This is a genomic window from Mesorhizobium sp. RIZ17 (assembly GCF_051127865.1).
GTDB lineage: Bacteria > Pseudomonadota > Alphaproteobacteria > Rhizobiales > Rhizobiaceae > Mesorhizobium > Mesorhizobium humile.
Window position 1 is genome coordinate 4,892,123 of the sequence record NZ_CP147861.1, and the last position, 26,741, is coordinate 4,918,863.

A 26,741-nucleotide genomic window follows, 5' to 3' on the forward strand; every position below is an offset into this window, starting at 1 on the left:
CGACGGCAAATAAATTAGAGGATCCTAGTACTTATCCAAGGTCACGTTTCGGTGAGCGGGATGACCGATGGTGTCGGTCCGGCCGGAACCAGGTTGGCCTGTGCGCGTTTTCGCGGCTGGGCTATTCAACTCGGCCAAAAAACCTGATAATAGGTCAGTAAAGTTGACCTAAATGCTGATTTGCCGCTCGGGAGGCGCGCCTTGACCCTGTTGAACCTTCTGGCCTCGCGCTCCTCGCGCATGAAGGCCTCCGAAATCCGCGAGCTGTTGAAGCTGCTCGACCAGCCGGACATCATCTCCTTCGCTGGCGGCATTCCCGACCCGTCGCTGTTTCCGGCCGAAGCCATTGGCGATGCCTACCAGGCGGTGCTCGGCGGCAAGGAGGCGGGGGCCGCGCTGCAGTACCAGGTCAGTGAAGGTTTCCTGCCGCTGCGCAAATGGCTGGCCGCCCATATGGGCAAGCTCGGCGTTCAATGCGACGAGGGCAACATCTTCATCACCTCCGGCTCGCAGCAGGCGCTCGACTATCTCGGCAAGCTGTTCTTGTCTCCTGGCGACACGGCCTTGGTCACCTGGCCGACCTATCTCGGCGCGTTGCAGGCCTTCAACGCCTATGAGCCGCGCTATGACCGGCTGAACACCGCTGGCGGCAACATGACACCGGAGGCTTATCGTGCGGCCGCCGCCGCCAATGGCGGCAAGGTGAAGTTCGCCTATCTGGTGCCCGATTTTGCCAATCCGACCGGCAACACGCTTGACGCCAAGCAGCGCGAGGCGGTGCTCGATCTCGCCGGCGAGCTCGACATCGCCGTCATCGAGGACGCCGCCTACCGCGCGCTGCGCTATGACGGCGAAGGCGTGCCGCCGATCCTGGCACTCGACTGCGCCCGCTCCGGCGGCATCGACAAGGCGCGCACGCTCTATTGCGGCTCGTTCTCGAAGATCCTGTCGCCCGGCATGCGCGTTGGCTGGGTCTGCGCGCCGCATCATGTGGTGGAAAAGCTGGTGCTGATGAAGCAGGCGTCCGACCTGCACAGCCCGTCGATCAACCAGATGGTCATGCATCGCGTCGCCGAGACCATCTTCGATGCCCAGGTGGACAAGCTGATCGGCGCCTACCGCAAGCGCCGCGACGCGCTGCTTTCCGCGCTGGAGGCCAACATGCCCGACGGCATTTCCTGGAGTCGGCCCGACGGCGGCATGTTCGTCTGGCTGACGCTGCCGGAAGGCGCTGACGCCACCGAGCTCTTGGCGCGTTCGGTCAAGGAGGCGCGCGTTGCCTTCGTGCCGGGCAACGCCTTCTTCGCCGACGGCACCGGCCGCGACACGCTGCGCATGTCGTTCACGCTTGCCGACGACCGCGCTGTGAACGAAGGCGTGCCGAGACTGGCGAAGCTGCTGCGGGGCTGATCTCCTCGAGGAAGATCAGCAGCCTGCTGTCACCTCTAGCTCGCGCAGGCGTGATTGGTAGTGTGCAGCCGTGATTGTCCGCGCGGCCGATTCCTCGGCTAGTGTCGCGACCGATCCAACACCCCCTGGATCGACCCGACCCTGGGGTCCCACCTCCATGGTCCGAACGAAAGAGCCCCGACGGCCTCCACCGGCGGGGCTTTTTCGTTGTTCCTGGGAGCCGCTGCGCCGACTTGCCCTTTTTCGGGCCGCTTTTCCGCTACGCTAATGTTGTCCAGGGAGGATCACAGATGACGACCTTGCGTCTCGGCTTCACCATGCTTGCCCTTGTCGCCTTCGCGGGCCATGCGGCGGCCTTCGAGATCTCCAGCCCGTCCGTTTCGGACGGCAAATGGGATGCGAAATATCTCGGCGACAAGGCTGGCTGCGGCGGACAAAGCGTCTCGATCGCGCTTGCCTGGAAGGACCCGCCCGCCGGCACCAGGAGTTACGCGCTCACCATGTTCGACACCGACGCCAATGGCGGCAAGGGTTTCTGGCACTGGCTTGCCTGGAACATCCCTGCGAGCGCCAAGGGTCTGAAAGAGGGCGCCGGCGCGCAGGACGGCAAGCGCATGCCCAAGGGGGCGGTGTCGGGCAAGGGCGGCGTCGGCCGCGCCGGCTATTTCGGCCCATGCCCGCCACCCGGCAGCGGCCAGCATCACTATGTCTTCACGCTGTATGCGCTGGGCGAAAAGACGCTGCGCACGCCGGAAAATCCGTCGCCGGAGATGGTGTCGGTCGCGGCCAAGAGCCAGGCGTTGGGCGAGGCGAGCGTGACATATACTTACGGGAGATAGCTACAGTTGATCTCCGGGCGACCTTCGCCTTCGTCATCCTAGGGCGAAGCAAGGAGCGCAGCGACGCGCGCAGACCCTAGGATCCATGCCGTGACGCTAAGGCGTTGAAACGGTTAAGAATTCTGCTCCGTTGCGCCCTTCGGCGCACGTCACGGCATGGATCCTCGGGTCAAGCCCGAGGATGACGAGCGTCGGCGGGGCTACTCCGCCGCCTCCAGCTTGTCCTGTGTCTTCGTCTCAAAGTCGCTGGCGTCGTGACGCTCGCGCAGCTGGAAGGCCGGATCGCCGGACATGCGGTTGACCATGCGGCCGCGGCTTACCGCCGGCCTTGCGTCGATCGCGTCGGCCCAGCGCTGCACGTTCTTGTATTCATGCACCGAGAGGAACTGATGGGCGTCGTTGTAGCTGCGGCCCTTGGCGAGCCCGCCATACCATGGCCACACCGCCATGTCGGCGATCGTGTAGTCGGGGCCGGCGAGATATTCGCTTTCGGCCAGCCGCCGGTCGAGCACGTCCATCTGCCGCTTGGTCTCCATCGCAAAGCGGTCGATGGCGTATTCGATCTTTTCCGGCGCATAGGCATAGAAATGCCCGAAGCCGCCGCCGAGATAGGGCGCCGAGCCCATCTGCCAGAACAGCCACGAGAAGGTTTCCGCGCGCGCCGCGCGCTCGGTAGGCAGGAATTCGCCGAACTTTTCCGCGAGATAGGTGAGGATCGAGCCGGACTCGAACACCCGCACCGGCTTCGGCTCGCTGCGGTCCATCAGCGCCGGGATCTTCGAGTTCGGGTTGACCTTGACGAAGCCGCTACCGAACTGGTCGCCGTCTCCGATCTTGATCAGCCAGGCGTCATATTCCGCGCCCTTGTGGCCGAGCGCCAGAAGCTCCTCCAGCATGATCGTAACCTTCTGGCCATTGGGCGTGGCCAGCGAGTAGAGCTGCAGGGGGTGCTTGCCGACCGGCAGTTCCTTCTCATGCGTCGGGCCCGCAATCGGCCGGTTGATCGAGGCGAACGTGCCGCCACTCGGCTTGTTCCAGGTCCAGACTTTCGGCGGGATGTATTGGTCCATATTGGCGGCCTTGTGTTGCGCAAGTGGCGGGAAGTCTGCCACGGATGCCGATAGACTTAGGGGCGGTTCCGCGCGGGTCAAAGAAAAAAGTTCAATCTTCGTTGAACTAGCGCTTGTGCCAGTTCCCGAAAGGGGGAAATCCGCCCTTGCGTCGCGCTCCTTCGGCCATACTTATAGATAGAGACCCGCAATCCAGGATGGATCGATGACGATCGAGAAAATTTCGCGCTCCGTCGTTGCCGTGCGCGCCATGGTTCCGGACGACGCTTTCACCGCCAATGCGCTCGGCACGCGCCGCGAAGGCAGCGGCGTGGTGATCCGCGACAATGGCCTGGTGCTCACCATCGGCTATCTCATCACCGAGGCCGAGGAAGTGTGGCTGACCGACCAGGACGGCCGCGTGGTGGCGGCGCACGCGCTTGCCTACGACCAGGAAACCGGCTTCGGCCTTGTGCAGGCGCTGTCGCCGCTCAACCTCCCGGCTGTGCAGTTCGGTAACGCCAGAAAGGCCAATGTCGGCGATGCGGTGACGCTCGCCGACGGCATCGGCCAGCAGGTCGACGCCCACATCGTCACCAAGCAGGAATTCGCCGGCTATTGGGAATATCTGATCGACGAGGCGATCTTCATCACGCCCGCGCATCCGTCCTGGGGCGGGGCCGCGCTGTTCGATCGCGACGGCAAGCTGCTCGGCATCGGCTCGCTGCGTCTGCAGATGAGCCGCGCCGGCGAGGTGGCCGACATCAACATGGTCGTTCCCATCGATCTTCTGACGCCGATCCTCGACGATCTCATCAAACGCGGCCAGGCGGCCAAGGCGCCGCGTCCGTGGCTCGGCGCCTTCTCGGCCGAGTCGAACGGCATGGTGGTGGTGATGAGCGTGGCCGAAGGCGGTCCAGCGGCGAAGGCGGGGCTGCGCCAGGGCGACATCATCTCCGACGTGCGCGATGGCGAGGTCGACGGTCTGGCCGATTTCTACAGAAAACTCTGGCAGAACCCGGCCGGCGCGGAAATTCCGCTGCGCGTCGTGCGCGACGGCCGCGAGACCTGGCTGCGCGTCAAATCGGCCGACCGCAATTCCTTCCTGAAGAAGCCGCAGCTGCAGTAGCCCTGAAGCGCCGATGCATCCCAGGCTGCTGAAGACTTTTCTGGCGGTCGCGCGAACGCGCAACGTCACGCGCGCGGCGCGGGAGGTCAATCTCGCCCAGTCGAGCGTCAGCGACCAGATCCAGGCGCTGGAGACAGAGCTTGGCGCCAGCCTGTTCACCCGCTCGCGGCAGGGGCTCGCTCTGACGCCGGTGGGCGAGGCGCTGAAACCCTATGCCGAGGACTTGCTGGCGCTCGCCGACGACGCTCGCGCCGCCATCGATGCCACGAGGGCCGAGGCGGCCGGCAGCCTGTCGATCGGCGCGCTGGAAACGATCGCCTCGGCAAGACTTGCCGGCTGGCTCGCCGGTTTCCGCGCCGCGCATGCCGGCATCGACATCAACCTTAAGGTGGCCGGCAGCGGCGAGTTGCTGCGCCGGCTGGGCGACGGCGAGGTCGACGTCGCCTTCTGCTTCGAGCGACCGCCCGAGCTTGAAGACGCCAGCGCGCCGGACCGGCGCCTGGCCAGGCGCGTGGTGGCGGTCGAGCCGCTTGCGCTGATCGCGCCGCCCGGCGACAACCGGGCGGACGTCGATCTGGCGGCGCTGGCCGAAAAGCATTTCGTCGCCACCGAGACAGGCTGCGTCTACCGCGCCATGGTCGACAGGGCATTTGCCGAGGCAGGTCCCCGCAAGCCCAGCCTCGCCGCCGAAGCCGGCAGCATCGACGCCATAGCCGGGCTTGTGGCGGGCGGCGCAGGCTTTGCCCTGGTGCCGCGTCTTGCGGTCGCCGCCGCGATCGACCGCGGCGAGGTCGCCGAGCTTGCCTGGCCCGGCCCTGTCCGCTCGGCTGACATCGTGATGATCTGGCGCCGCCGCCGCGTCCAGCCGCCGGCGCTGAAGGCGCTGCTCACCGCCATAGGGGAGGGCTTCGCCCCGGTCACACCAGCCGGTGCCCGCCCTCGACATGCAGCGTCTCCCCCGTCGTAAAGCCGTTGCCAATCAGGAAACGGATCGCGTCGGCAATGTCGTCGGGCCTTCCGACCCGCCCCGCGGGCAACCGCTCCGCCATGGCGGACAGGGTCTCAGCCTTCCTGTCGCCGGCGACGAACTCCCAGATCGGCGTGTCGACCCAGCCTGGCGAGACGGCGTTGACGCGGATCGGCGCGAGCTCCACGGCCAGTGCCCGCACCAGCCCTTCCAGCGCCGCGTTGACGCCCGCGACCACCGAACCGCGCGCCGCCGGCCGATAGGCCGCGATACCGGAGACGAAGGTGAGCGAGCCGGTCGGCGGCAGCTTCGGCGCGCCGTGCTTGGCAAGCAGCAGCGGCCCATAGAACTTGCTTTCCACGACCCGCTGCGCGGCTGAAAGCTCGATCTCGGGCAACAGGCGGTACGCGCCTTCGATTGCGGCGGCTGTGCTGACGATATGATCGAGTGACCCGATACGCTGAAACAACGCCGCAACCTCATCCTCGCGGCTGATATCGACCACCGCCGTTTCGAGCGTGGCAGGTCGGCTGAGCTCTTCCCGCGCCGCGTTCAGCTTCGCCTCGCCACGCCCGCCGATGATGACGCCGGCGCCCTCATCGAGACAGCGCCTGGCGAGCGCCAGCCCCATGCCCGAGCTGCCGCCGACGATCAGGATCTTTTGCTTGTCCATGTCCATGCCTTTCCTTTGCATGGACGGTCATGTGGCAGCCGGAAGCTCCAAGCGGAAACGGAAGAAACCGATAGGCCTATCGGGGACTCCGATGACACCCTCAGTTCCGCCTGGCGCTGGCGAAGACGACGAGGTTGTCGTCCGGATCGCGCATGCGCATGATGTAGAAATCCTTCGCATCCTCGACTGGGCCGGGCTTGAGGCCTGCATCGGCCAGCCGCTTGCGTTCGGGCTCCAGCGGCAGGACGCCAATGGTCAGCGTGCTGGTGCCGGCTCTGTCCTTGTCTTCGAAGAGCTGCACTTCCGCGCTGTCGGTGAACTGCCATTCAACCAGCCCTGCCATTGGCCGGCGGGCAGGGGCCTTGCCGAACAGCTTCTCGTACCATCGCGTGCTGGCTTCGAGATTTGAACAACTGACATGGGCGAAGATTGTTTCGATACCCATCGAACTCATCCTCCGTTCGACTGCGATGAGGCAGGAACGCGGCGCTGAGCCGGCGCGTTCCGGCCGGACAGTACTTATCGGTCACTTTTAGCCGTCTGCTGACAGGAGCTGGCAACAGTGGCGGCTACAAAACGCGAGGAATCGTCCAGACTGTCTGGAAGCAAAACGAGGTGACGATGGCCCCCATCAAAGTCGATCCAGCAAAAGTGCGCGAGTTCCCCGATGCCGAAAGCTTCTATGCGTGGCTCTCCGACAACCATGCCGGCGAAAGCGAGGTCTGGATCAAGGTTCACAAGGTTGGTTCCGGTCTCGCCTCGATCACACCGAAGGAGGCGATCGACGTCGTGCTCTGCTTCGGCTGGATCGACGCGGTGCGCAAGTCGCTCGACGACAAGAGTTTCCTGCAGCGCTATACGCCGCGCGGCAGGAAAAGCATCTGGAGCAAGATCAACATCGACAATGTCGCGCGCCTGGTCGAGGCGGGCCGCATGACCGAGCACGGCCTGCGCGAGGTCGAGGCGGCCAAGGCCGACGGTCGCTGGGACCGCGCCTATGGCGGGTCGAGGCAGATGACGATCCCGCCCGACCTGCAGGCCGCGATCGATGCCGAACCGAAGGCAAAAGCGATGCTGGAAAAACTTTCGGCGCAGAACCGCTTCTCGCTCGCCTTCCGCACCCACAACATGAAGACCGAGGCTGGGCGCAAGAAGAAGATCGCCGATCTGGTGGCGATGCTGAAGCGCGGCGAGACGATCCACCCGCAGAAGAAGGCATGATCCCGAAAAGTGGTTGCCGGTTTTCGGAAAAGATCATGCCTCATTGACACCGCAAACAAAAACGCCGCCCGGAAGGGAGGGCGGCGTTTTCGGGAAGCGATGATCCTGAACCCTTTGCAAAGCGGTTCCGGATCATCCGGTCATGAAGTTCGAAAGCGTCAGGCCTTATGCGGCCTTCTTCGCAACATGCTTCTTCACATGGTGCTTGCGCACGTGGTGCTTCTTCACGTGATGCTTCTTGGCATGATGCTTCGCGTGCTTCTTCACGTGATGATGCTTGCGGGCATGATGACGGTGATGCTTGCGGTGATGCTTCTTGTGCGGGCCATTGCTGGCCGGCTTGGCGGCCTCGGTCGCTGCCGGCTTCGCGGCTTCGGTGGTCGCGGCCGGAGCAGTCGCTGTCGCTGCGGTCGTCGCGGCGGCGTTGGCTTCGGTGGTGCCGAGCGCCGGCACCGCGAAAGCGAGCGCGACGGCAAGGCCGAGTGCGGAAAGAATGGTCTTTTTCATAATCGGCATTCCTTGGTTGAGAACGATGTCTTCGTGTCGCGCGCCGCAAATCATCGGCTGCTCCGGTACCGCTTATGACAGCCCGACTTTTCGCGAGTTTTTCCCGACTGTTGAATCTTGTTTCTGGATCGTGTCTGGCGAGGCCCTCGCTCCTAGAATGGGCGCGGGTGGCCGCGTGGCGACCGGCGAAGGGCAGCGCGGTTACACCTCTGCCGCGGCGAGCGCGTTTCCAGCTCGTTCAGGGTCGTCACTCATGAGCCATGCCGCATAATGATTGCAGACCCTTCACTCTAATCAAACAGCGCAATCGATGCGATCTTGCAGGCGATACAAAGAACCGAAGGAGCAAGAGCAATGACCAGCCACACAAATCATTCCGGCAAGGTGGCGTTTGTCACCGGCGGCAACCGTGGCATCGGCCTGGAAACGGCGCGTCAGCTTGCGGAACTCGGATTCACCGTGCTGATCGGCGTGCGCGACCTTGCCAAGGGCGAGGTGGCGGCGAAGCGGCTTGGCGGCAAGGTCGAGGCCATCGCGCTGGATGTCGCCGCGCCCGAGGCTGCGGCCCGCGCCGCGGCCGAGGTCGAACGCCGATTCGGTCGGCTCGACATTTTGGTCAACAATGCCGCGATCCATTACGACCCTTCGGCGCGCGCGCTCAGGCCCGACTGGACGGTGATCCGCGAGGCCTTCGAGACCAATGTCTTCGGCGCCTGGCGCGTCGCGGCCGCCTTCGCGCCGCTGCTTGCCGCTTCTGGTCGCGGCCGCCTGGTCAACGTCTCATCGGAGGGCGGCTCGCTTGCCTCGATGGGCGCCGGCGCGCCGGCCTATTCCACCAGCAAGGCGACACTGAACGCGCTGACCCGCATCCTGGCCGCGGAGCTGCGTGGCGCCGGCGTGCTGGTCAACTCAATCTGCCCCGGCTGGGTTGCCACCGACATGGGCGGCCCCGGCGGACGCCCGGTCGCACAGGGAGCCGCCGGCATCGTCTGGGCCGCGACCTTGCCCGACGACGGCCCGACCGGCGGCTTTTTCCGCGATGGCAAGCGGCTGCCGTGGTGAGCGGCCGCTCAACGAATTCGAAGGAGGCGAACATGAAGATCGGAATCCTTGGCGCAGGCATGATCGGCGGCACCGTCGGTCGCCTTTGGGCGCAAGCCGGACATGACGTGACCTTCGGCGTGCGTCATCCCGCGCGGCTGGCCTCGCTGATTGCCGGGCTTGGCGGCAAGGCCACCGCCGCCTCTGCGCTCGAAGCCGTTCGTGATGCGGATGCTGTCCTCGCCGCCATCCCGTTCCGCGCCTGGCCGGACATTGCCGGCGAAATCGGGGGCGAGCTCGGCGACAAGGTCCTGCTCGACGCCACGGTTCCCGATCCGCCGCGCGATGGCGCCTTCGGCGATGCCGCGCTCGCGCGGCCTGATGGCGTCGCCTTTGCCGTCGCGCCGCTGCTGCCACGCGCAAAACTGGTGCGCGCCTTCTCGACGGTGATGTGGACGACGCTGGGCAACCAGGCGCATCGCGCCGGTGACCGCATCGGCATCCCGCTTGCCGGCGACGATGCCGAAGCGCTGGCGCTCGCGGAGCGTCTGGTGACAGACGCCGGCTTCGACCCGGTCGTCGTCGGTCCGCTGTCTGAAGCCAAGCGCTTCGATCCCGGCACCAAGGTCTTCGACAGCAACATGAGCGGCCGAGAGGTGGCGGCGGCGCTTGGCCTCGGTTGAGGCTGCCGGAAGATCACGCTGCCGTGACCTGCGCCATGCTACGAAAATAGCATTCCAGGCCCGTGAAATGTGATGCTAGGTTTCGCGCGGCCAGGGCTGCGGCGTGATCGGCAGAGGAGAGCGAGCGGGGCGCGAGCCCGGATTTTCCACGGATACCGGACGGAACTGTTGAACCATCACGAGGCAGCCGCGTTTCCGTGGTTGCCATATGGGAGGAACCACCAGTGAAAGCATCCTATCTCGTCTCGGCCGCGCTGCTTGCGGCATCTGCAATGCCGGCGGCGGCCGGCGAAATCTCCGACGGCAAGGTCAAGATCGGCATCCTCAACGACCAGTCGGGCGTCTATGCCGATTTCGGCGGCAAATGGTCGGTCGAAGCCGCCAAGATGGCGGTCGAGGATTTCGGCGGCAAGGTGCAGGGCGCGCCGATCGAGATCGTCAGCGCCGACCACCAGAACAAGGCCGATATCGCCTCCAACATCGCCCGCCAGTGGTATGACACCGAGCAGGTCGACGCGATCATGGAGCTCACGACGTCCTCCGTGGCCTTGGCCGTCCAGGGCATTTCCAAGGAAAAGAAGAAGATCGACATCGTCACCGGCGCGGCCTCCACCGACCTCACCGGCAAGCAGTGCTCGCCCTACGGCTTCCACTGGGCCTATGACACGCACTCGCAGGCCGTCGGCACCGGCGGCGAACTGGTCAAGCAGGGCGGCGACAGCTGGTATTTCATCACCGTCGACTATGCTTTCGGCTATTCGCTGAAGGACCAGACCGCCAAGCTCGTCGAGGCAAGCGGCGGCAAGGTGCTGGGCGAGGTGCGCTATCCGCTCGGCTCCACCGACTATTCCTCCTTCCTGCTCCAGGCGCAGTCCTCCGGTGCCAAGATCGTCGGGCTTGCCAATGCCGGCCTCGACACGTCCAATTCGATCAAGCAGGCGGCCGAATTCGGCATCGTCGCGGGCGGCCAGCGGCTGGCAGCACTTCTCTTCACGCTCGCCGAAGTGCATGGGCTGGGCCTCCAGGCGGCGCAGGGCGTGGTGCTGACCGAAGGCTTCTACTGGGACCGTGACGACAAGAGCCGCGAATTCGCCCAGCGCTTCTTCAAGCGCACCAACCGCATGCCGAACATGATCCAGGCCGGCACCTATTCGGCGGTGACGCAGTATCTCAAGGCCATCGACAAGGCCGGCACCGACGAGACCGAGGCGGTCGCCAAGGAGTTGCATGAAATGCCGGTCAACGACGTCTTCACCGCCAATGGCAAGGTGCAGGCCGACGGCTCGATGGTGCACGACATGTATCTCTATCAGGTCAAGAAGCCGGAAGAGTCGAAGAAGGACTGGGACTACTACACCTATCTGGCGACCATTCCGGGCGACAAGGCCTTCATGAAGGCCGAAGACAGCGGCTGCCCGCTCGTCACCAAGTGACGCTCGACACCGCCACCGCTGTCCGGCCGGACAGCGCCGATGAGACGCCGCGGGTGGTGCTTTCCGCCCGCGGTTTGAGGCGCGACTTCGCCGGCTTCGTCGCAGTGAAGGATGTCGACCTCGACATTCATCACGCCAAGATCCATGCGCTGATCGGCCCGAACGGCGCCGGCAAGACGACCATCTTCAACCTGTTGACCAAATTCCTGCAGCCGACCAGCGGCAGGATCGAACTGCTCGGCACCGACATCACCCGCACGCCGCCGGCGAAAGTGGCGCGCATGGGCCTGGTGCGCTCCTTCCAGATATCGGCGATCTTCCCGCATCTTTCCGTGCTCGACAACGTGCGCGTCGCGCTGCAGCGCCCGGCCGGGCTCGGCTACCAGTTCTGGCGCCCGGTCTCGGCGCTGGATCGGTTGACCCCCAGGGCGCGCGAGCTGCTCCGCATCGTCGGCCTCGACGATGCGGCGAACCGACTTGCCGGCGATCTCTCCTATGGCAGGAAGCGTGTGCTGGAGATCGCGACCACGCTGGCGCTCGATCCAAAAGTGCTTCTGCTCGACGAGCCGATGGCAGGCATGGGGCATGAGGATGTCGGCATGATCTCCGGCATCATCCGCTCGCTGGCAAAAGACCGCGCCGTGCTGATGGTCGAGCACAACCTCACGGTGGTCGCCGATCTCTGCGACTGGATCACCGTCATGCAGCGCGGCCAGGTGCTCGCCGCCGGCGACTACGCCACCGTCAGCCAGGACGAGCGCGTGAGGGTCGCCTACATGGGCACCGAGCATGGGGGGACCGAGCATGACTGAGCCGCTGCTGGCCGTGCGCGACCTCCACGCCTGGTACGGCGAAGGCCATGCGCTGCACGGCGTCGATTTCGATGTCATGCGCGGCGAGACGGTCACGCTGCTTGGCCGCAACGGCGTCGGCAAGACGACGACGCTGCGCGCCATCATGGGGCTGATCCGCAAGCGTACCGGCTCCGTTACCTTCAACGGCAAGGACCTGATCCGCCTGCCGCTGCACCGCGTCGCGCATCAGGGCATCGGCTTCGTGCCGGAGGAGCGCGGCATCTTCGCGACCCTCACCGTCGACGAGAACCTGATCCTGCCGCCGGTGGTCGCCAAGGGCGGCATGAGCGTCGAGGAGATCTTCGAGCTCTTCCCCAATCTGAAGGAGCGCCGCAACAGCCAGGGGACAAAACTGTCCGGCGGCGAGCAGCAGATGCTGGCCATCGCCCGCATCTTGAGGACCGGCGTCGAGATGCTTTTACTCGACGAGCCGACCGAGGGCCTGGCGCCGGTCATCGTGCAGCGCATCGGGGAATTGTTGGCGACGCTGAAGAAGCGCGGCATGACCATCCTGCTGGTCGAGCAGAATTTCCGCTTCGCCGCCCGCATCGCCGACCGCTTCTATTTGATGGACCACGGCAAGGTGGTGGAAGGTTTCCCGGTGGGCGAGCTTGCGGCACACACCGAGAAATTGCACGAGGTGCTGGGGGTATGATCGCGCGATGACCATGATCTTCGGCATCCCCATCCAGGCGCTTCTCGGCCAGCTCCTCGTCGGCCTCATCAACGGCTCCTTCTACGCCATGCTAAGCCTTGGGCTGGCCGTCATCTTCGGCCTCCTGCGCATCATCAATTTCGCCCATGGCGCGCTCTACATGCTGGGCGCCTTCATCGGCTATCTGCTGCTAGTGCATCTCGGTATCGGCTACTGGCCGGCGCTGATCCTGGTGCCGCTTATCGTCGGCCTGTTCGGCATGGCGGTGGAGCGCGTGGCGCTGTCGCGGCTCTACCGCCTCGACCCGCTTTACGGCCTGCTCTTCACCTTCGGCCTCGCCTTGGTGATCGAAGGCGTGTTCCGCTATTATTACGGCGTCTCCGGCAATCCCTATGCCGTGCCTTCGTTGCTTGCCGGCGGCACCAATCTCGGCTTCATGTTCCTGCCCAATTATCGCGGCTGGGTGGTGGTCGCTTCGCTGATCGTGTGCATCGGCACCTGGCTTTTGATCGAGAAGACCAGGCTCGGCTCATACCTGCGCGCCGCCACCGAGAACCCTGAACTGGTTCAGGCCTTCGGCGTCAACGTGCCACTGCTCTTGACGCTCACCTACGGGCTGGGCGCGGCTCTTGCCGGGCTCGCCGGCATTCTTGCCGCTCCGGTCTACCAGGTCAGTCCGCTGATGGGCTCGGACCTGATCATTGTCGTCTTCGCTGTCGTCGTGGTTGGCGGCATGGGATCGATCCTCGGCGCCATCGTCACAGGCTATATGCTCGGCCTCGCCGAGGGGCTGACCAAGGTTTTCTATCCCGAAGCGTCGAACCTCGTCGTCTTCGTCATCATGGTGATCGTATTGCTGCTCAGGCCCGCCGGCCTGTTCGGAAGGGATGCCTGAGATGAGCGAGGCGACCCTGCACCAGGACCGCGCCGCTGCCTCCCTCAGGCTGGAACGGGCGCTGATCGCGCTGGGCATCGTGGCGCTGATCGTCGCGCCCTTCTTCGTCTATCCGATCTTCATCATGAAGATGCTGTGCTTCGCACTGTTCGCCTGCGCCTTCAACCTCTTGCTCGGCTACACCGGCCTGCTGTCCTTTGGCCATGCCGCCTTCTTCGGCGGCGCGGCCTATTTCTGCGCCTACGCCGTGAAAGCCTGGGGCTGGCCGCCGGAGGCCGCCATCCTGCTCGGCACCGCGGGGGCCGCGGCCATGGGCCTTGTCATGGGTTTCCTCGCCATCCGACGGCAGGGCATCTATTTCTCGATGATCACGCTGGCGCTGGCTCAGATGTTTTATTTCTTCTGTGTCCAGGCGCCCTTCACCGAAGGCGAGGACGGCATCCAGGGCGTTGCGCGCGGAACGCTCTTCGGACTGGTCGACCTCGGCGTCACCATGAACATGTATTTCTTCGTGCTCGCCGTCTTCCTCGTCGGCGTCTTCGCCATCTGGCGCATCGTGAACTCCCCCTTCGGCACGATCCTGCGCTCAATAAGAGAAAACGAGAACCGCGCCATTTCGCTCGGCTATTCCGTCGGCCGCTATAAGCTCGCCGCCTTCGTCATGTCGGCCGCGCTTGCCGGCTTTGCCGGTGCCACCAAGGCAATCGTCTTCCAGTTCGCCACGCTCACCGACGTCACCTGGCAGATGTCGGGCGAGGTGATCCTGATGACGCTGCTTGGCGGCATCGGCACCATGGTCGGCCCGGCGGTGGGCGCGGGACTGGTGGTCGGCCTGGAGAATACGCTTGCCACCTCCGGCTTTCCCGTGACGATCGCGACAGGCCTGATTTTCATGATCTGCGTGCTGATCTTCCGGCGCGGGATCGTCGGGGAGATTTATGCGCGGTGGTTGGGGCGCGCCGAAGCCGGCGGCGACAAGCATTGATCTGTGAGCTATCAACTGGCGCCTGGAATTAGGCCGCCCGCTTGGGTTCGACAGCGAACGGGCTGAGCCCGAGCCAGGTCTGCATCTTCCTGCCGATGGCCTTGTCGCCGGTCAGGGCGACCTTCGCGCCTGCCTTCTCGACGGTCAGCAGTCCCATCCAGATCGCGGTCATCGTGTGGAGGTCGGTCGAGACGTAGAGATCGACCTCGAAGCCCGGATCGTACCAGCACAGATCGACTTCGCCATGCTTCTCGACGATCAGCCACCACGAGCGTTTCGACGCCGGAAGATCCTGATACAGAAATTGTATCACGGTTCTTCCCTCGGGCAGGGGCGAGGGGTTCAGATTGCGCCGCATGTCCCACATCAGCAACGACGGATCGAGGTTCTTCAGCGATAGCCGGGACTCGACCCATTTCTGTCCCCAAAAGCCCATCGCCTCGACCACTGGGCGCAAATCGCGGCCCGCCTCGGTCAGCCGATAGTCGAAGATGCCTTTCTCGCCGGGCACTTCTTTGCGTTCCACGATCCCCGCCAGCTCGAGCTCCTTCAGCCGTTGCGACAGAAGGGTCGGCGACATTTTCGGCACGCCGCGGCGCAGGTCGTTGAAGCGGGTCGAGCCCGCAACCAGCTCGCGCATCAGCACCATCGTCCAGCGGGTGCACAGCACCTCGGCGGCCATCGATAGCGGGCAGAACTGCTTGTAACCGTGCTGGGCCATGATCGGCGCCTCCCCAAAAGTTGACCGAACATTAGACCTTCATGAATGAAGCGGCGAGTACAGAAACTGTACCGGCCCGGTACAGATCGCGGACTGGTTGGCGCGGGCCCTGCCGTGCGAGCCGTTGGCCGACGCACGGGATACCCCTGTGCGCAGCAACCAGGAGACTGACCATGACCGCTTATCTTATCGCCGACATCAAGGTGAAGGACCCGAAATGGATACCGGACTACGCCGCCACCGTGCACGAGCTCGTTCACAAGCACGGCGGCAGATATCTGGCGCGCAGCGGCAATGTGAAGACGCTCGAGGGCAAGCCGCTCGACACGACGCTGATCGCGCTGATGGCCTTCCCGTCGGAAGCGGCGGCGCACGCCTTCACCAATGATCCCGCCTACGCCCCCTTCGTGTCGGCCCGCCAGGGTGGCAGCGACAGCCGCTTCCAGCTGATCGACAACACCGACCTGGCCGGCACGATTTCATACCTGCCCAAGGGATGATCGGCAGCCGCCGCATCCACTCCGGGACCATCGAGCACAAACAGCCACGGCGCTTGCCCGTCGCGCCGCCCTATTTCCGGCGGCCGGCCAGCCGGGCTTTTTCGGGAAGAATGGAATGAACATGACACCACACTTTTGGAACAGACTTCTCATGGCAGCGGCCGTGCTGACGGCCTGTACGGCCTTCGCGCAGGCGCATCAGGACGCGGCTGCCTCCGTGTCCGGCGTCAGCTCGCTGGCCGACAAGGTGCGAGCGGCCAACAGCCGGTTTCTCGACGTCAAGGCCGCTACGGCCGAGGGCTATGCGCGTATTCCTTGCGCCAGCGGTATCACCGGCGGCGCCATGGGCATCCACTATGTCAACGGCCAGTATCTGAAGGACGACAAGATCGATATCGCCCGTCCGGAAGCGGTCATGTACGAGCCGACGGCCGACGGCACGCTGAAGCTCGTCGCGGTCGAATACATCACCTCGAAGGGTCCGGCGTCGCTTGACGGCCAGCTGTTCAACTTCAACAGCGCGCCCAACCGCTACGGTCTGGGCGAGTTCTACGAACTGCATGTCTGGGCCTGGAAAGGCAACCCGACCGGCACCTTCGCCGACATGAACCCGAAAGTGTCGTGCGAACACGCGGCGTCGCCGACCCAGTAGACGTTGGAGATTGGCGAAAGCCAAGACGACAGCCGATCTCCCTCACTCGGGGGAGATCGGCAGCTCCAACGCGGGCCTATCTCACTCCACCGGCACTTCCAGCCCTACCTTCACCCGGTCCATCGCCACGAACGTCCGGAACCGTTTCACATTGTTGTTCTCGAAGAACAGCCGCCTTGTCAGCGCCTCGTAATCGGCCATCGTCGCCACGGTGACGACGAGGATGAAATCGGCCTCGCCGGTGACGTAGTAGCACTGCTGCACTTCCGGCACTTGCGCGAAGCCGCGCTTGGCGGCGTCGATCAGCTCGGCGCGCTCGCTCTCCACCTCCACCTCGACGAAGATGGTGATCGGATGGCCGACCTTGGCCGGATCGACCAGCGCGACATTGGCGCGAATGACGCCGGTCTCCTCCATGCGCTTGATGCGCCGCTGCACGGCCGGCGCCGAGAGGTTCACCACCTCGCCGATGGCGCGCTGCGGCGTGGCGTTGTCCTTTTGCAGGATGGCGAGGATGGCGCGGTCGAAGGCGTCGAGATCGGGCGAAACGGACATGGCAGCGTTCCAGACGAAACAAAATTGCATTTCAAGCACCAAAACAGAGCGCTCTTCTCTCTCTGCTTGCAATAAATTTCAGTGATCAGAACGGAGAAAGCCATGTTCCTGCTCAACCGCCACCCGGACCATCGCCAGCCGCTGACGCCCGAGGATGCCGCGACGCTTGGACTCGCCGGCGCCGACGAGGCCGAGCGCTTCCTGGCCGCGCGCGACAACCATGCCGAGACGCCGCTGCATGCCCTGCCGGCGCTGGCGGGCGAACTCGGCATCGGCGCGCTCCACCTCAAGGACGAGGGCAAGCGGCTCGGCCTCGGCAGCTTCAAGGCGCTGGGCGGCGCCTATGCCGTGATGCATCTGGTGCTGGAGGAGGCCGGCGGGCGGCGCGGCCGCGCGGTCGCGGTCGAAGACCTGCACAAGCCTGAGGTGAAGGCGATCGCCGCCGGTATGACCTTCGCCTGCGCTACCGACGGCAATCATGGACGCTCCGTGGCGCAGGGCGCCGGTCTTGTCGGCGCGCGTTCGGTCATCTTCGTCCATTCGGGCGTCAGCAATGAACGCGTGGCGGCCATCGCCCGCTTCGGCGCCGAGATGGTGCGGGTCGCCGGCGATTACGACCAGTCGGTCCGGGAAGCCGCCCGCGTCGCTGCCGAGCGCGGCTGGACCGTCGTCTCCGACACATCCTGGCCGGGCTACGAGCGCATACCGGGGCTGGTCATGCAGGGCTACACGGTGATCGTGCGCGAAGCATTGAAGCGTCTGCCCGAGCCGCCCACCCACGTCTTCCTGCAGGCCGGCGTCGGCGGCTTCGCCGCGGCGGTGGCCGGGCATCTCGCCATCGTGCTTGGCGAGGATCGGCCGACCGTGACAGTGGTCGAGCCGGCTCGCGCTGCCTGCGTCTATGAGACGGCCAAGGCCGGACGTCCGGTCACCATCGCGCACAGCAAGCCGACGGTGATGGCGATGCTCGAATGCTACGAGCCGTCGCTGGTCGCCTGGCGGGTGCTGTCGCGCCTCGGCGATGCCTTCATGACCGTTGACGAGGAAGATGCGGTTTCGGTGATGAACCGGCTGGCGCGGCCTGCGGGCAACGACCCGGCGATCGTCTCCGGCGAAAGCGGCGGGGCAGGGCTAGCCGGGCTGATCCGCGCCGCCGGAGACAAGAAGATCCGGACAGCGCTCGGCCTCGACTCCAGCTCCCGCGTGCTCATCATCAACTCCGAAGGCGCGACCGATCCCGGCCGCTATGCCGAGCTGGTCGGGATGGCGCCGGACGAGGTCGCAAACGCAAGGCTGCCGGCATGAGCAATCTGACGATCAACGCCGACCGGCTTCTAGGCCGCATCGAGGAGCTCGGCGGAGTCGGCCGCGACGCTCAGGGGCGGCTGGTCCGCTTTTGGGCGTCGACGGCACGGTGCCGCCGGGCCAATTGCCACCAAAAATAGTCGTGCTGGCGGGATCGACTCCTCGCGAAGCGAACATTCGGCGACATCCAATCGAAACAAACTTCAATCACTTAGCCAATTGAAGCGCGCGGAATCGCGCCGGAATCGCGCCCGCCAACAGAATTCAGTGCCTAGCAGGAAGACTAGCATGCTGCTTCTCAACCAACGTCCAGAACACAACCAGCCGTTGGTTGCCGCCGATGCAGAGGCGCTCGGCATGGCTGGCGGCGAGCGGGCCGAGCATTATCTCAAGGCGCGCCACGATCATGCCGAGACGCCGCTGCACGCCTTGCCGGCGCTGGCCGATCAACTCGGCATCGCGGCGCTTCACGTCAAGGATGAGGGCCAACGTCTTGGCCTTGGCAGCTTCAAGGCGCTGGGCGGCGCCTATGCCGTCATGCGGCTGGTGCTGGAGGAGGCCGGCAAATGGCTCGGGCGCGATGTGGATATCAGCGAGATAAACGACGCCAGAGTGCGCGAGATTGCGTCGAGCATGATCTTCGTCTGCGCCACCGACGGCAACCATGGCCGCTCCGTGGCGCAGGGCGCCAGCCTCGTCGGCGCTCGCTCGGTGATCTTCGTCCATGCCGGTGTAAGCCCCGAGCGTGTCGCGGCCATCGCCCGCTTCGGCGCCGAGATTGTCGAGGTCGAAGGCGGCTATGACCATGCGGTGCGCGAAGTCGCCCGCCTCGGCGCCGAGCGCGGCTGGAAGATCGTCTCCAACACCTCCTGGCTGGGCTATGAGCGCGTCCCCGGACTGGTCATGCAGGGCTACACGGTGATCGTGCGCGAGACGTTGCGGCGCATGGCCGAGCCACCAACGCATGTCTTCCTGCAGGCTGGCGTCGGCGGCTTCGCGGCGGCGATCGCCGGCCATATGGCTGTCATGCTTGGCTCCAGGCGGCCGAAGGCCGTGGTGGTCGAGCCGCGGCGCTCGGCTTGCGTCTACGCTTCGGCTGAGGCCGGACGTCCGGCAGCGATCGCAAATCAGCAGCCGACCGTCATGACGATGCTCGAATGCGCCGAGCCGTCCTTGGTCGCCTGGCGCGTGCTGGCGCGCGTCGGCGATGCCTTCATGACGGTGGAAGAGGAGGACGCGATCGCGGTGATGAAGCGGCTGGCGCGGCCCCTGGGCAACGATCCGGCCATCATCTCCGGCGAGAGCGGCGGGGCAGGACTCGCCGGACTGGTCCGCGCCGCGGGCGATAGCCATATGCGGGCGGCGCTCGGCCTCGATACGCGTTCGCGCGTGCTCGTCATCAACTCGGAGGGCGCGACCGACCATGGCCGCTTTGCCGAGCTGGTTGGGATGGCGCCGGAAGAGGTGTTCCTGCAGACTGCCTGAGAGCAATTCCAGGAAAAGTGCGTACGGGTTAAGCTCGGCGCCTTCGCCGTAGCCTTCCGTCCGGAATTGCGTCAAGAAAAGAGCAGTTCCAGGAAGAAGCATTTAGCGGGTAAGGCTTCGCCCTTCGCCGTAGCGCCCGTCCGGAATTGCGTCGAGAAAAGGAACGTGAGGACGACGATGGCTGAACTCGACCAGCAAGAGCTTCACCGCGAGATGACGGCGTGGCGGCGCGATCTCCACGCCCATCCCGAGTTCGGCTTCGAGGAAAAGCGCACGGCGGCGTTCGTGGCGGAAAAACTCCGCGCGTTCGGGCTGGAGGTGACCGAAGGCGTCGGGGGCACCGGCGTCGTCGGCACGCTGACCCGGGGCAGCGGCAACCGCGCCATCGCGCTGCGCGCCGACATGGATGCGCTGCGCATCGCCGAGCAGGGCACGCAGGCCTGGCGCTCGCAAACGCCCGGAACCATGCATGCCTGCGGCCATGACGGCCACACATCGATGCTGCTCGGCGCGGCAAAGCTGCTTGCGAGTGAAGGCGGCTTCGACGGCACGGTGCGCTTCATCTTCCAGCCGGCCGAGGAATGGGGCAGGGGCGCGCTGGCCATGCTGGACGACGGCCTGCTCGAGCGCTTTCCATTCGAGGAGATATTTGGACTGCATAACATGCCGGGCCTGCCCATCGGCCATTTCGAGACCCGCAGCGGCCCGGTCATGTCGGCCGAGGACAATTTCGAGATCCTGCTGAAAGGCCTCGGCGGCCACGCGGCGCGCCCGCATGCCGGCCAGGAAACGCTGGTCGCCGCCTGCGCGCTGGTGGTCAACCTGCAGACCATCGTCTCGCGCCGCCTGAGCCCGGCGGATATCGGCGTCGTCTCGGTGACCGAGCTCGTCACCGACGGGATCCGTAATGCGCTGCCGGGGCTGGCGCGTATCCTGGGCGATTGCCGCAGTTTCCGGCCCGAGGTGAGCGCCGCGATCGAAAAGGAGATGCGCCGCATCGCCGAGGGCACCGCCCAGGCCTATAACGTCGCGGCCGAAGTCACTTACACCCGCGAGTTCGTGCCGTTGATCAATGATGCAGGCCTTGTCGATGAAGCGCTTGCCGCCGCGCGCACTGTGCTGGCCGACGACGCCGTTCGCGTCGCGGCTGAGCCCATGACCGCTTCGGAGGATTTCGCCCGCTTCCTGACCCACGTGCCCGGTTGCTTCGTCTTCATGGGCAACGGCGGCACCGCGCCGCTGCACAACCCGGCCTATGATTTCAACGACGAAGGCCTGCTGCACGGCGCGCGGTATCACGCGGCGGTGGTGAGGCGAAGGCTGGCGGTGGCCTCGTGATGTCGTCATTCTCGGGCTTGACCCGAGGATCCATTCCGTGACGGCTGCCGAAGAATGCAGCGGTTCAGAACTTCTGCTCCGCCGCAACGCTCCTAGGTAACGGCATGGCAACTGTGTTCACGCAAACGCAGTTTTGTCGCGAATGATAGCGTTGAGGACGACCAAGAGCTTCCTTGCGACGGCGATGATGGCGAGCTTCTTGGAGCCCGACCGGGCAGCAAGGGCTGTGTAGAAGGACTTGAACCGGTCGCAGGTTCTGATGGCCGTGAGGGCTGCCATATAGAGGGCGCGGCGCACGCGTGATCGCCCGCCTTGGATCTGGCTCCTGCGGTTGAGCTTGCCGCTCTTGTTGTCGAACGGGGCAAGGCCGACGAGTGCTGCGATCGCCTTGGGTGAGCGCTGGCCGAGCTCGGGCAGGAGCGCCAGCAGCGAGAGCGCGCCGACCTTGGAGACACCGGGCACGGAGACCATCAGCGCATGGTCGCGAGCGGTGTCCTGGTTTTGACGAATGACTTCGGCAATCTGGCTCTCGAACGCCTTGATGCGCGTGTCGAGGAAGGCGATCGTCTCTTCCAGATCGGCAATGACGACCTCCTCGAAAGCCTCGGCGAGGTGCTTCTTCAGCGCTGCCCGCATATTGACCAAGTGATCGCGGTGGCCGGCAAGCGATTGAAGCCGCTCGACTTCTTCGCTCGGCGCCGGCTCGGCTTCAGGGCTATAGCGACGGCCGTAGTCGCTCAGCATCCTGGCATCGAGAGGATCGGTCTTGGCGCGCCGGCGCGTCGACTTCGAATAGTGGTGGGTATGGGCCGGGTTGTGCCGCGAGAACGGCACGCCGGCCTTGGCCAGCGCATGGCGCAGGAGCCGGTCATGCACCCCTGTCGCCTCCATGACGACGAAGTCCCGACTGGGATCAAGACCCGCCACATAGGCCGCGATCGCATCGGCCTGGTTGTCGATGCGCCGAAGACGGCCGCTTGTCTCATCAAAAAAGTCGAGCCACTGCTTGGAGATGTCGCAGCCGACATAGTTCTGGGCTATCATGTCCACGCCTCTTCCTGTGGTGCGGGGTCTGCTTCGAACAGCCCCGTGCAACTGTTCAGGTTGATGGTTCACCGGTGGGAAGGGACCGGGCCATGCCACGGCCTGTCCGAAAGGACGACCAGGATCCACTCGGTCTCCTTCCCACTTCAACCATACACCAGAACCAACACACAGGATTCTAGGGTCTGCGCGCGTCGCTTCGCTCCTTGCTCCGCCCTAGAATGACAAACGCGGGGTTCGCGCCGTTTCCGCCCTGCTTGATACCTCATCGCAACTCCACCCCCGGTAACCCTTTCTTCTCTGCTTTCATGCAGTATTGCCGTGGCAGGACGGCAAGAACAGAGAATGGCGGACGACAATAAACGCAACGGCACGTTCTGGGCGCTGGCGCTTGACCGCGCTCATCTGGGCCTCTGGGACTGGAATCTGTCGACCGGCGATTGCTATTATTCGCCGACCTGGTCGAAGATGCTGGGCTATGAAGCGGGCGAACTGGCCAACACGCCCGATCTCTGGCTGAAGCTTACCCATCCCGACGATTGCCAGCGCGCGCAGGAAAGCGGCGACCGGCACATTGCGGGCATCGTCGATTCCATCGAGACCGAGCTGCGCCTGCGCCACAAGGACGGCCATTGGGTCTGGGTGCTCGACCGCGGCGGCATTGTCGAGCGCGACGCCGACGGCAAACCGCTCAGGCTGATGGGCGTGCAGACCGACATCACCCGGCAGAAAGAGGCCGAGGCGGCGCTCGAGCAGGTTAATATCCGTTTCCGCCTGGCGCTCGCCGCCAGCGGCACCGGCATCTGGCACCACGATATTGGCACCAAAAAGAGCTATTGGGACGCGCGCAGCCGCGAGATATTCGGCCTCGTTGCCGACAAGGACGAGGTGTCAGCCGAGCTGTGGCACACCTATCTTCATCCAGACGATAAGGAAGCCACCGAGCGCGCCCATCAGATCGCGCCTGGCTCCAACGATGTCCTGGCCTCGCAATACCGCATCATCCGGCGCGACGGCGAGGTCCGCCATCTCGAATCTTTGGTGCGCTTCGTCGCCGATGTCGGCGCGGCCGGCCAGGTGCTGGGCACCGTGCGCGACATCACCGAGGAGAAGACGCGCGCCGAGGAGCTTGCCTTCGCCGCGCGTCACGACGCGCTGACCGGACTGCTCAACCGTTCGGCCTTCGACCGGCTGCTTGCCGAGAACATCGCCATGGCCGAGCGCCTGCCGCTCGCCGTGTTCTATGTCGACCTCGACTACTTCAAGGCGCTCAACGACTATGCCGGCCATGCCGCCGGCGACCTCGCGCTGAAGAGCGTCGCGGCGGGCATCCTCGCCTGCTTGCCGGCGTCGGCGCATGCGGCGCGCCTCGGCGGCGACGAATTCGCGCTGCTGGTGCCGAACTGCAACGACGCCTGTGCCGAGCAGCTTGCCCGCGCGGTGCTTGCCGCGGTGCGCAACGCCGATCTCGGCCCGGCCGTCACGTCGCGCAGGCTTGCCGCCAGCATCGGCATCGCCTTCGTGCGCGACCGGAATATGGCGGTGGCCGACGCGCTCGCCTGCGCCGACGATGCCTGCTACGCCGCCAAGGCCGGTGGCCGCGACCGCTTCGCGGTGTTCTCGCCGGAAACGACGTCGGGCGCCAGCGGCCTCAATGCCGCGCGGCTGGCCGCCGATCTGGTGGATGCGATGGAGGATGGCCGGCTGAAGCTGTTCGGCCAGGAGATCCACCGCCTCGGCCAGCCATGGGAAGACAGCCGCCACGTCGAGGTGCTGGCCAGGCTCGAGGCCCGCAACGGCAAGATGATCCCGCCCGGCGATTTCATGCCGGTCGCCGAACGCTTCGGCCTTGCCGCCCGGCTCGACCGCTGGATCATCCGCACCGCGCTGACGCGCCACGGCGAGGCGATGCGGGCTGGCGCCATCTCGCTCGACTTCAACCTGTCGGCGCAGACGCTTTCGGATCCGCAGCTGTGGAGCTTCGTCGACGAGGCCATCGCCGAGAACGGCGCGCCGCCGTCGGCCGTCGGCTTCGAGATCACCGAAACCGCCGCCGTCACCAATTTCGACGCAGCGGCCGAATTCGTGCGCAGGGCGCGCGAGCGCCATTGCCGCGTCAGCCTCGACGATTTCGGCGCCGGCATGAGTTCGTTCGAATATCTCAGGCGCTTCCCCATCGATGCCATCAAGATCGACGGCTCCTTCGTCGAGCACATCGCCGAAAGCCGCTTCGACCGCGAGATCGTTTCGGCGATCACCGGCATCGCCCGCTCGATGGGCGCTGCCGTGGTGGCCGAGAAGGTCGAGGAGAAAAACGCGCTGGAGATCCTCATGGGCATGGGCGTCGCCTATGGCCAGGGCTATTTCCTGCACCGGCCCGAGCCGCTGGAAGCGATCGTGGCGAGGGCCGTAAGCGCCGTTGCGTCGCCGGAACGGCCGCATGCCAGGTTGGGCGCAAAATAAGCAGTTGCTAAAATTGCAAATACTCATTTAAGGGCGCCGTAATCCGCTACGGATGATGATCCGAGCCACAAAACGAATCGGAGCGCCTGATGAAAACCCTTCCCTTGCTTGCGGCAACTGCAGTCGGCCTGCTCGGCATCTTCGCCACGCAGCCATCCCATGCGGGCTCGGACAATGGCGGCGGTCTGACGGCGGCGTCGACGGCCGACGGTGATGACGATCAGGTCAATACATCCAGCGTCGGTGACGGCCACGAGGCCGCCGAGAACGACCAGGGCGCGGACAAGGGTGACGGCGCCACTTCCGGCTCGCCTGAAGGCGACCAGGATGGCGATCATCAGGGCGACGACCACGAAGCCGGGGACGGTGGCAGCCATGACAGTGGCGGCGAGAGCGGCGGCCATGGCGGTGGCGACAGTGGTGGCCACGACGGCGGGGACGGCGGCGGCCACGATGGCGGCGGCGACTGAGTCTCGGGGTTGAGCCAAAACAAGGCGGTTCCAGGAAAAGTGTGAGCGGTCAGGCTCGGCGACTCGCAGCCTTCCGTCGGAACTGCGCCAGGACAAAGATAGCGCGGCTCATCGTTAAAAGGTGAACCTTCGTTCTATCGAACTCTTAGGACAGCTGGGCTTACTGCCTGTGAAACGCTCTGCTCGGACATGACGTCTTGGCTCGATTGTCCGGCGTCCGATCCATGACGGACGGGCGCCTGCGAGACCCGGCAATGTCTTCGACGCTCAACAGCACCGCGCTTGTGATCCTGCTGCGGCAACGCCCGTCACCGAGCCCCAAAGCGGCGATCATCGGCATCGCCCCCGGCCCAGTGGCCTCACCGCTAACGCAGGCCACCGCGGTCTCGGCATCCATGTTCAGCGTCGACAGCCTCAACATCACGGCCGTCAAGGTGCGGCTGATGGAGCGCGCGGGCAAGGAGTTCGGCGTCGATCAGACCGACTACGAGTCCGTGTCTTCCTATGGGGCGGCGGTTAAGAACGCCGTCGAAGCGTTGAAACCGCAATCTCCATCGGCGATTGCCGAAATCGAGAGACAGCTTGGCCTGGACCAGCTTGGCGTTTCTCTCGATACGCTCGTCGGCGCGATAGGCGATCCGCGAGGCAGCGCCAACGAAAGTCTGGATGACGCGTTGAAGCAGCATGCGGGCCGGCAGGGCGAGGGCGACGCCGCTTCGGTCCAACCGGACGAGCTCGGGCTCTACGGCGGCTGAGGCCAGCTAACCCATCACCCACCTCAGCACGCCTGCCGAAGCCACCCCGACCACCACCGTCGGCAGCATCGACAGCCTCGTCGCGGCAAGCACGGTTATGGCCAGCGCCGCGAGGTCGGCCGGGTTCTTCGAGACGAAGTCCGGCGCGATCACCGAGATCAGCACGCAGCCGGGCGCGGCCTCCATCACCGCCATGGCTCGCGGGCTGAGCGTGCGGTTCCTCAACACCACATAGCCGCCGATGCGGGTGAGATAGGTCACGCCGGCCATCGCCAGGATCGCAAGCACGGTCATCGGATCGATCATTTCTCACCTGCCAGGAACCAGGCGGCCACTAGGCCGGACAACGCGCCGGCCGCCACATACCAGGCGCCAGGCACGACGAGATAGGTGAGCGCCGCCACCACCAGGCTGACGAGCCAGGGCCGCGCCGCGGCAAAACCCTTCCACATGCCGCGAAGCAGCACCAGGAAGACGGCCGGGAAGGCCATCGCGAAACCGTATGCCTCGACATCGCCAAGCACCGGGCCGAGCGCTGCGCCGCAGGTCGTGAACACCACCCAGGCGAGATAGAAGGGCAGGCCGGCGCCCAGATAGAAAGGCAGGCTGAAGGCTGGCCGCAGGCCGACGGCGGCGCGGCGCTGTGCATCGGCCAGGCCCACGGCCCAGCTCTCGTCGCACATCAGGAACAGCGCCGGAAACACCTGGCGTTTCGGCAGGTGCTTGACGAACGGCGCAAGTGCCGCGCCCATAAGCAAATGCCGGCTGTTGACCAGGAAGGTGATGGCGGCGATCAGCAGGATATGCGGCGGCGAGGTCCACAGCTGGATGGCGGCGAACTCCGAGCCTCCGGCGAAGTTGAGCCCGGTCATCAGCGGCACTTCGACCACGCTGAGGCCTTTCTGCGCGGCCTGCGCGCCAAGCACCAGCGCATAGGGGATGATGCCGAGCAGCACCGGCGTCGAGGCGGCAAGCCCGCGCCTGAACTCGGCGCCCCGGCCGTTGCTGGTTTGCTCCCCGGCGAGGGCGATCTCGGAAATGCTCATGATTTTGCCTTCGGCTGGCCTCGCGGCCGCCGTTCTCCCGGTCGGTTGTGGGGTTGTCGGTCACCG

At 65.2% G+C, this 26,741-nt stretch carries 30 protein-coding genes; 21 read left to right on the plus strand and 9 right to left on the minus strand.

Annotated elements, in window-relative coordinates:
• The first annotated feature begins 240 nt into the window (after positions 1-240).
• Both WDX12_RS23625 and WDX12_RS23630 read left to right on the plus strand, forming a co-directional pair.
• On the plus strand, positions 241-1,410 hold the full coding sequence (locus WDX12_RS23625; protein WP_320298449.1) for a PLP-dependent aminotransferase family protein: 1,170 nt from the start codon (positions 241-243) through the stop codon (positions 1,408-1,410).
• Positions 1,411-1,700: 290 nt separating this feature from the next.
• Positions 1,701-2,249, plus strand: a complete 549-nt coding sequence (locus tag WDX12_RS23630) for a YbhB/YbcL family Raf kinase inhibitor-like protein (protein WP_434722214.1) — start codon at positions 1,701-1,703, stop codon at positions 2,247-2,249.
• A gap of 200 nt (positions 2,250-2,449) precedes the next feature.
• Here WDX12_RS23630 and yghU read toward each other — a convergent pair whose 3' ends face one another.
• Positions 2,450-3,319, minus strand: a complete 870-nt coding sequence (gene yghU, locus WDX12_RS23635; RefSeq protein ID WP_320298421.1) for a glutathione-dependent disulfide-bond oxidoreductase — start codon at positions 3,317-3,319, stop codon at positions 2,450-2,452.
• Positions 3,320-3,524: 205 nt separating this feature from the next.
• Here yghU and WDX12_RS23640 point away from each other — a divergent pair, with 205 nt between their 5' ends.
• Positions 3,525-4,427 carry a S1C family serine protease gene (locus WDX12_RS23640; RefSeq protein WP_320298420.1) on the plus strand — a complete coding sequence of 301 codons (903 nt, stop codon included), beginning with the start codon at positions 3,525-3,527 and terminating at the stop codon, positions 4,425-4,427.
• A 13-nt stretch (positions 4,428-4,440) separates the two neighbouring features.
• Entirely contained in the window at positions 4,441-5,394 is a 954-nt protein-coding gene (locus WDX12_RS23645) for a LysR family transcriptional regulator (RefSeq protein ID WP_434722215.1), read from the plus strand.
• Here WDX12_RS23645 and WDX12_RS23650 read toward each other — a convergent pair.
• Positions 5,345-6,073, minus strand: a complete 729-nt coding sequence (locus tag WDX12_RS23650; protein WP_434722216.1) for an SDR family oxidoreductase — start codon at positions 6,071-6,073, stop codon at positions 5,345-5,347. The two genes, WDX12_RS23645 and WDX12_RS23650, sit on opposite strands and share 50 nt — an antisense overlap.
• A 94-nt stretch (positions 6,074-6,167) precedes the next feature.
• On the minus strand, positions 6,168-6,512 hold the full coding sequence (locus WDX12_RS23655; RefSeq protein WP_434722217.1) for a VOC family protein: 345 nt from the start codon (positions 6,510-6,512) through the stop codon (positions 6,168-6,170).
• Between the two features lie 176 nt (positions 6,513-6,688).
• Here WDX12_RS23655 and WDX12_RS23660 point away from each other — a divergent pair, with 176 nt between their 5' ends.
• Positions 6,689-7,288: a YdeI/OmpD-associated family protein gene (locus tag WDX12_RS23660; protein ID WP_320298416.1), complete on the plus strand. Its 600-nt coding sequence runs from the start codon at positions 6,689-6,691 to the stop codon at positions 7,286-7,288.
• A gap of 165 nt (positions 7,289-7,453) precedes the next feature.
• Here WDX12_RS23660 and WDX12_RS23665 read toward each other — a convergent pair whose 3' ends face one another.
• Entirely contained in the window at positions 7,454-7,795 is a 342-nt protein-coding gene (locus WDX12_RS23665) for a hypothetical protein (RefSeq protein ID WP_434722218.1), read from the minus strand.
• A gap of 354 nt (positions 7,796-8,149) precedes the next feature.
• Here WDX12_RS23665 and WDX12_RS23670 point away from each other — a divergent pair, with 354 nt between their 5' ends.
• The 7 genes from WDX12_RS23670 (at position 8,150) to WDX12_RS23700 (ending at position 14,341) form a co-directional block, all read left to right on the plus strand.
• The gene (locus WDX12_RS23670; RefSeq protein ID WP_434722219.1) at positions 8,150-8,857 is read left to right on the plus strand and encodes an SDR family NAD(P)-dependent oxidoreductase; all 708 of its coding nucleotides are present in this window, start codon (positions 8,150-8,152) and stop codon (positions 8,855-8,857) included.
• A 32-nt stretch (positions 8,858-8,889) separates the two neighbouring features.
• On the plus strand, positions 8,890-9,519 hold the full coding sequence (locus WDX12_RS23675; RefSeq protein ID WP_434722220.1) for an NADPH-dependent F420 reductase: 630 nt from the start codon (positions 8,890-8,892) through the stop codon (positions 9,517-9,519).
• 224 nt (positions 9,520-9,743) lie between these two features.
• The gene (locus WDX12_RS23680) at positions 9,744-10,952 is read left to right on the plus strand and encodes an ABC transporter substrate-binding protein (protein WP_434722221.1); all 1,209 of its coding nucleotides are present in this window, start codon (positions 9,744-9,746) and stop codon (positions 10,950-10,952) included.
• Complete coding sequence (locus tag WDX12_RS23685) at positions 10,949-11,764, plus strand: ABC transporter ATP-binding protein (RefSeq protein ID WP_434722222.1); 816 nt, start codon at positions 10,949-10,951, stop codon at positions 11,762-11,764. The genes WDX12_RS23680 and WDX12_RS23685 overlap by 4 nt, the downstream gene beginning before the upstream one ends.
• On the plus strand, positions 11,757-12,461 hold the full coding sequence (locus WDX12_RS23690) for an ABC transporter ATP-binding protein (protein WP_434722223.1): 705 nt from the start codon (positions 11,757-11,759) through the stop codon (positions 12,459-12,461). The genes WDX12_RS23685 and WDX12_RS23690 overlap by 8 nt, the downstream gene beginning before the upstream one ends.
• 7 nt (positions 12,462-12,468) lie before the next feature.
• Positions 12,469-13,356, plus strand: a complete 888-nt coding sequence (locus WDX12_RS23695; protein WP_320298409.1) for a branched-chain amino acid ABC transporter permease — start codon at positions 12,469-12,471, stop codon at positions 13,354-13,356.
• A 1-nt stretch (position 13,357) separates the two neighbouring features.
• Positions 13,358-14,341 carry a branched-chain amino acid ABC transporter permease gene (locus WDX12_RS23700; protein ID WP_434722224.1) on the plus strand — a complete coding sequence of 328 codons (984 nt, stop codon included), beginning with the start codon at positions 13,358-13,360 and terminating at the stop codon, positions 14,339-14,341.
• Positions 14,342-14,369: 28 nt separating this feature from the next.
• Here the strand turns inward: WDX12_RS23700 and WDX12_RS23705 are convergent, their stop codons facing one another.
• Positions 14,370-15,062, minus strand: coding sequence for a winged helix-turn-helix transcriptional regulator (locus WDX12_RS23705; protein WP_434722225.1), 693 nt, complete (start codon positions 15,060-15,062; stop codon positions 14,370-14,372).
• 173 nt (positions 15,063-15,235) lie between these two features.
• Here WDX12_RS23705 and WDX12_RS23710 point away from each other — a divergent pair, with 173 nt between their 5' ends.
• Complete coding sequence (locus WDX12_RS23710) at positions 15,236-15,562, plus strand: DUF1330 domain-containing protein (RefSeq protein WP_320298406.1); 327 nt, start codon at positions 15,236-15,238, stop codon at positions 15,560-15,562.
• Positions 15,563-15,713: 151 nt separating this feature from the next.
• Positions 15,714-16,214 (plus strand): hypothetical protein, encoded by a 501-nt coding sequence (locus WDX12_RS23715; RefSeq protein ID WP_434722226.1) that lies wholly within the window; start codon positions 15,714-15,716, stop codon positions 16,212-16,214.
• An 81-nt stretch (positions 16,215-16,295) separates the two neighbouring features.
• Here WDX12_RS23715 and WDX12_RS23720 read toward each other — a convergent pair whose 3' ends face one another.
• On the minus strand, positions 16,296-16,769 hold the full coding sequence (locus WDX12_RS23720) for an Lrp/AsnC family transcriptional regulator (RefSeq protein ID WP_320298404.1): 474 nt from the start codon (positions 16,767-16,769) through the stop codon (positions 16,296-16,298).
• A 102-nt stretch (positions 16,770-16,871) separates the two neighbouring features.
• Between WDX12_RS23720 and WDX12_RS23725 the strand changes: the two genes are divergently transcribed.
• The 4 genes from WDX12_RS23725 (at position 16,872) to WDX12_RS23740 (ending at position 20,897) form a co-directional block, all read left to right on the plus strand.
• The gene (locus WDX12_RS23725; protein ID WP_434722227.1) at positions 16,872-18,074 is read left to right on the plus strand and encodes a diaminopropionate ammonia-lyase; all 1,203 of its coding nucleotides are present in this window, start codon (positions 16,872-16,874) and stop codon (positions 18,072-18,074) included.
• On the plus strand, positions 18,071-18,214 hold the full coding sequence (locus tag WDX12_RS23730; RefSeq protein ID WP_430699300.1) for a hypothetical protein: 144 nt from the start codon (positions 18,071-18,073) through the stop codon (positions 18,212-18,214). The genes WDX12_RS23725 and WDX12_RS23730 overlap by 4 nt, the downstream gene beginning before the upstream one ends.
• 148 nt (positions 18,215-18,362) lie before the next feature.
• The gene (locus tag WDX12_RS23735; RefSeq protein WP_320298402.1) at positions 18,363-19,559 is read left to right on the plus strand and encodes a diaminopropionate ammonia-lyase; all 1,197 of its coding nucleotides are present in this window, start codon (positions 18,363-18,365) and stop codon (positions 19,557-19,559) included.
• A gap of 177 nt (positions 19,560-19,736) precedes the next feature.
• Positions 19,737-20,897, plus strand: coding sequence for a M20 aminoacylase family protein (locus WDX12_RS23740; protein ID WP_434722228.1), 1,161 nt, complete (start codon positions 19,737-19,739; stop codon positions 20,895-20,897).
• Between the two features lie 117 nt (positions 20,898-21,014).
• Here the strand turns inward: WDX12_RS23740 and WDX12_RS23745 are convergent, their stop codons facing one another.
• Positions 21,015-21,941: an IS110 family transposase gene (locus tag WDX12_RS23745; protein ID WP_434725596.1), complete on the minus strand. Its 927-nt coding sequence runs from the start codon at positions 21,939-21,941 to the stop codon at positions 21,015-21,017.
• A 345-nt stretch (positions 21,942-22,286) separates the two neighbouring features.
• Here WDX12_RS23745 and WDX12_RS23750 point away from each other — a divergent pair, with 345 nt between their 5' ends.
• The 3 genes from WDX12_RS23750 (at position 22,287) to WDX12_RS23760 (ending at position 25,629) form a co-directional block, all read left to right on the plus strand.
• Entirely contained in the window at positions 22,287-24,404 is a 2,118-nt protein-coding gene (locus WDX12_RS23750; protein WP_434722229.1) for an EAL domain-containing protein, read from the plus strand.
• Between the two features lie 89 nt (positions 24,405-24,493).
• The gene (locus WDX12_RS23755; RefSeq protein WP_434722230.1) at positions 24,494-24,874 is read left to right on the plus strand and encodes a hypothetical protein; all 381 of its coding nucleotides are present in this window, start codon (positions 24,494-24,496) and stop codon (positions 24,872-24,874) included.
• A gap of 254 nt (positions 24,875-25,128) precedes the next feature.
• Positions 25,129-25,629: a hypothetical protein gene (locus WDX12_RS23760; RefSeq protein ID WP_434722231.1), complete on the plus strand. Its 501-nt coding sequence runs from the start codon at positions 25,129-25,131 to the stop codon at positions 25,627-25,629.
• Between the two features lie 6 nt (positions 25,630-25,635).
• Here WDX12_RS23760 and WDX12_RS23765 read toward each other — a convergent pair whose 3' ends face one another.
• Together WDX12_RS23765 and WDX12_RS23770 are read right to left on the minus strand one after the other, a co-directional pair.
• Positions 25,636-25,935, minus strand: a complete 300-nt coding sequence (locus WDX12_RS23765; protein WP_434722232.1) for an AzlD family protein — start codon at positions 25,933-25,935, stop codon at positions 25,636-25,638.
• A complete protein-coding gene (locus WDX12_RS23770) occupies positions 25,932-26,675 on the minus strand; it encodes an AzlC family ABC transporter permease (protein WP_320298396.1) in 744 nt (247 codons plus the stop codon). Before WDX12_RS23770 ends, WDX12_RS23765 begins: the two co-directional genes overlap by 4 nt.
• Positions 26,676-26,741: the final 66 nt, after the last annotated feature.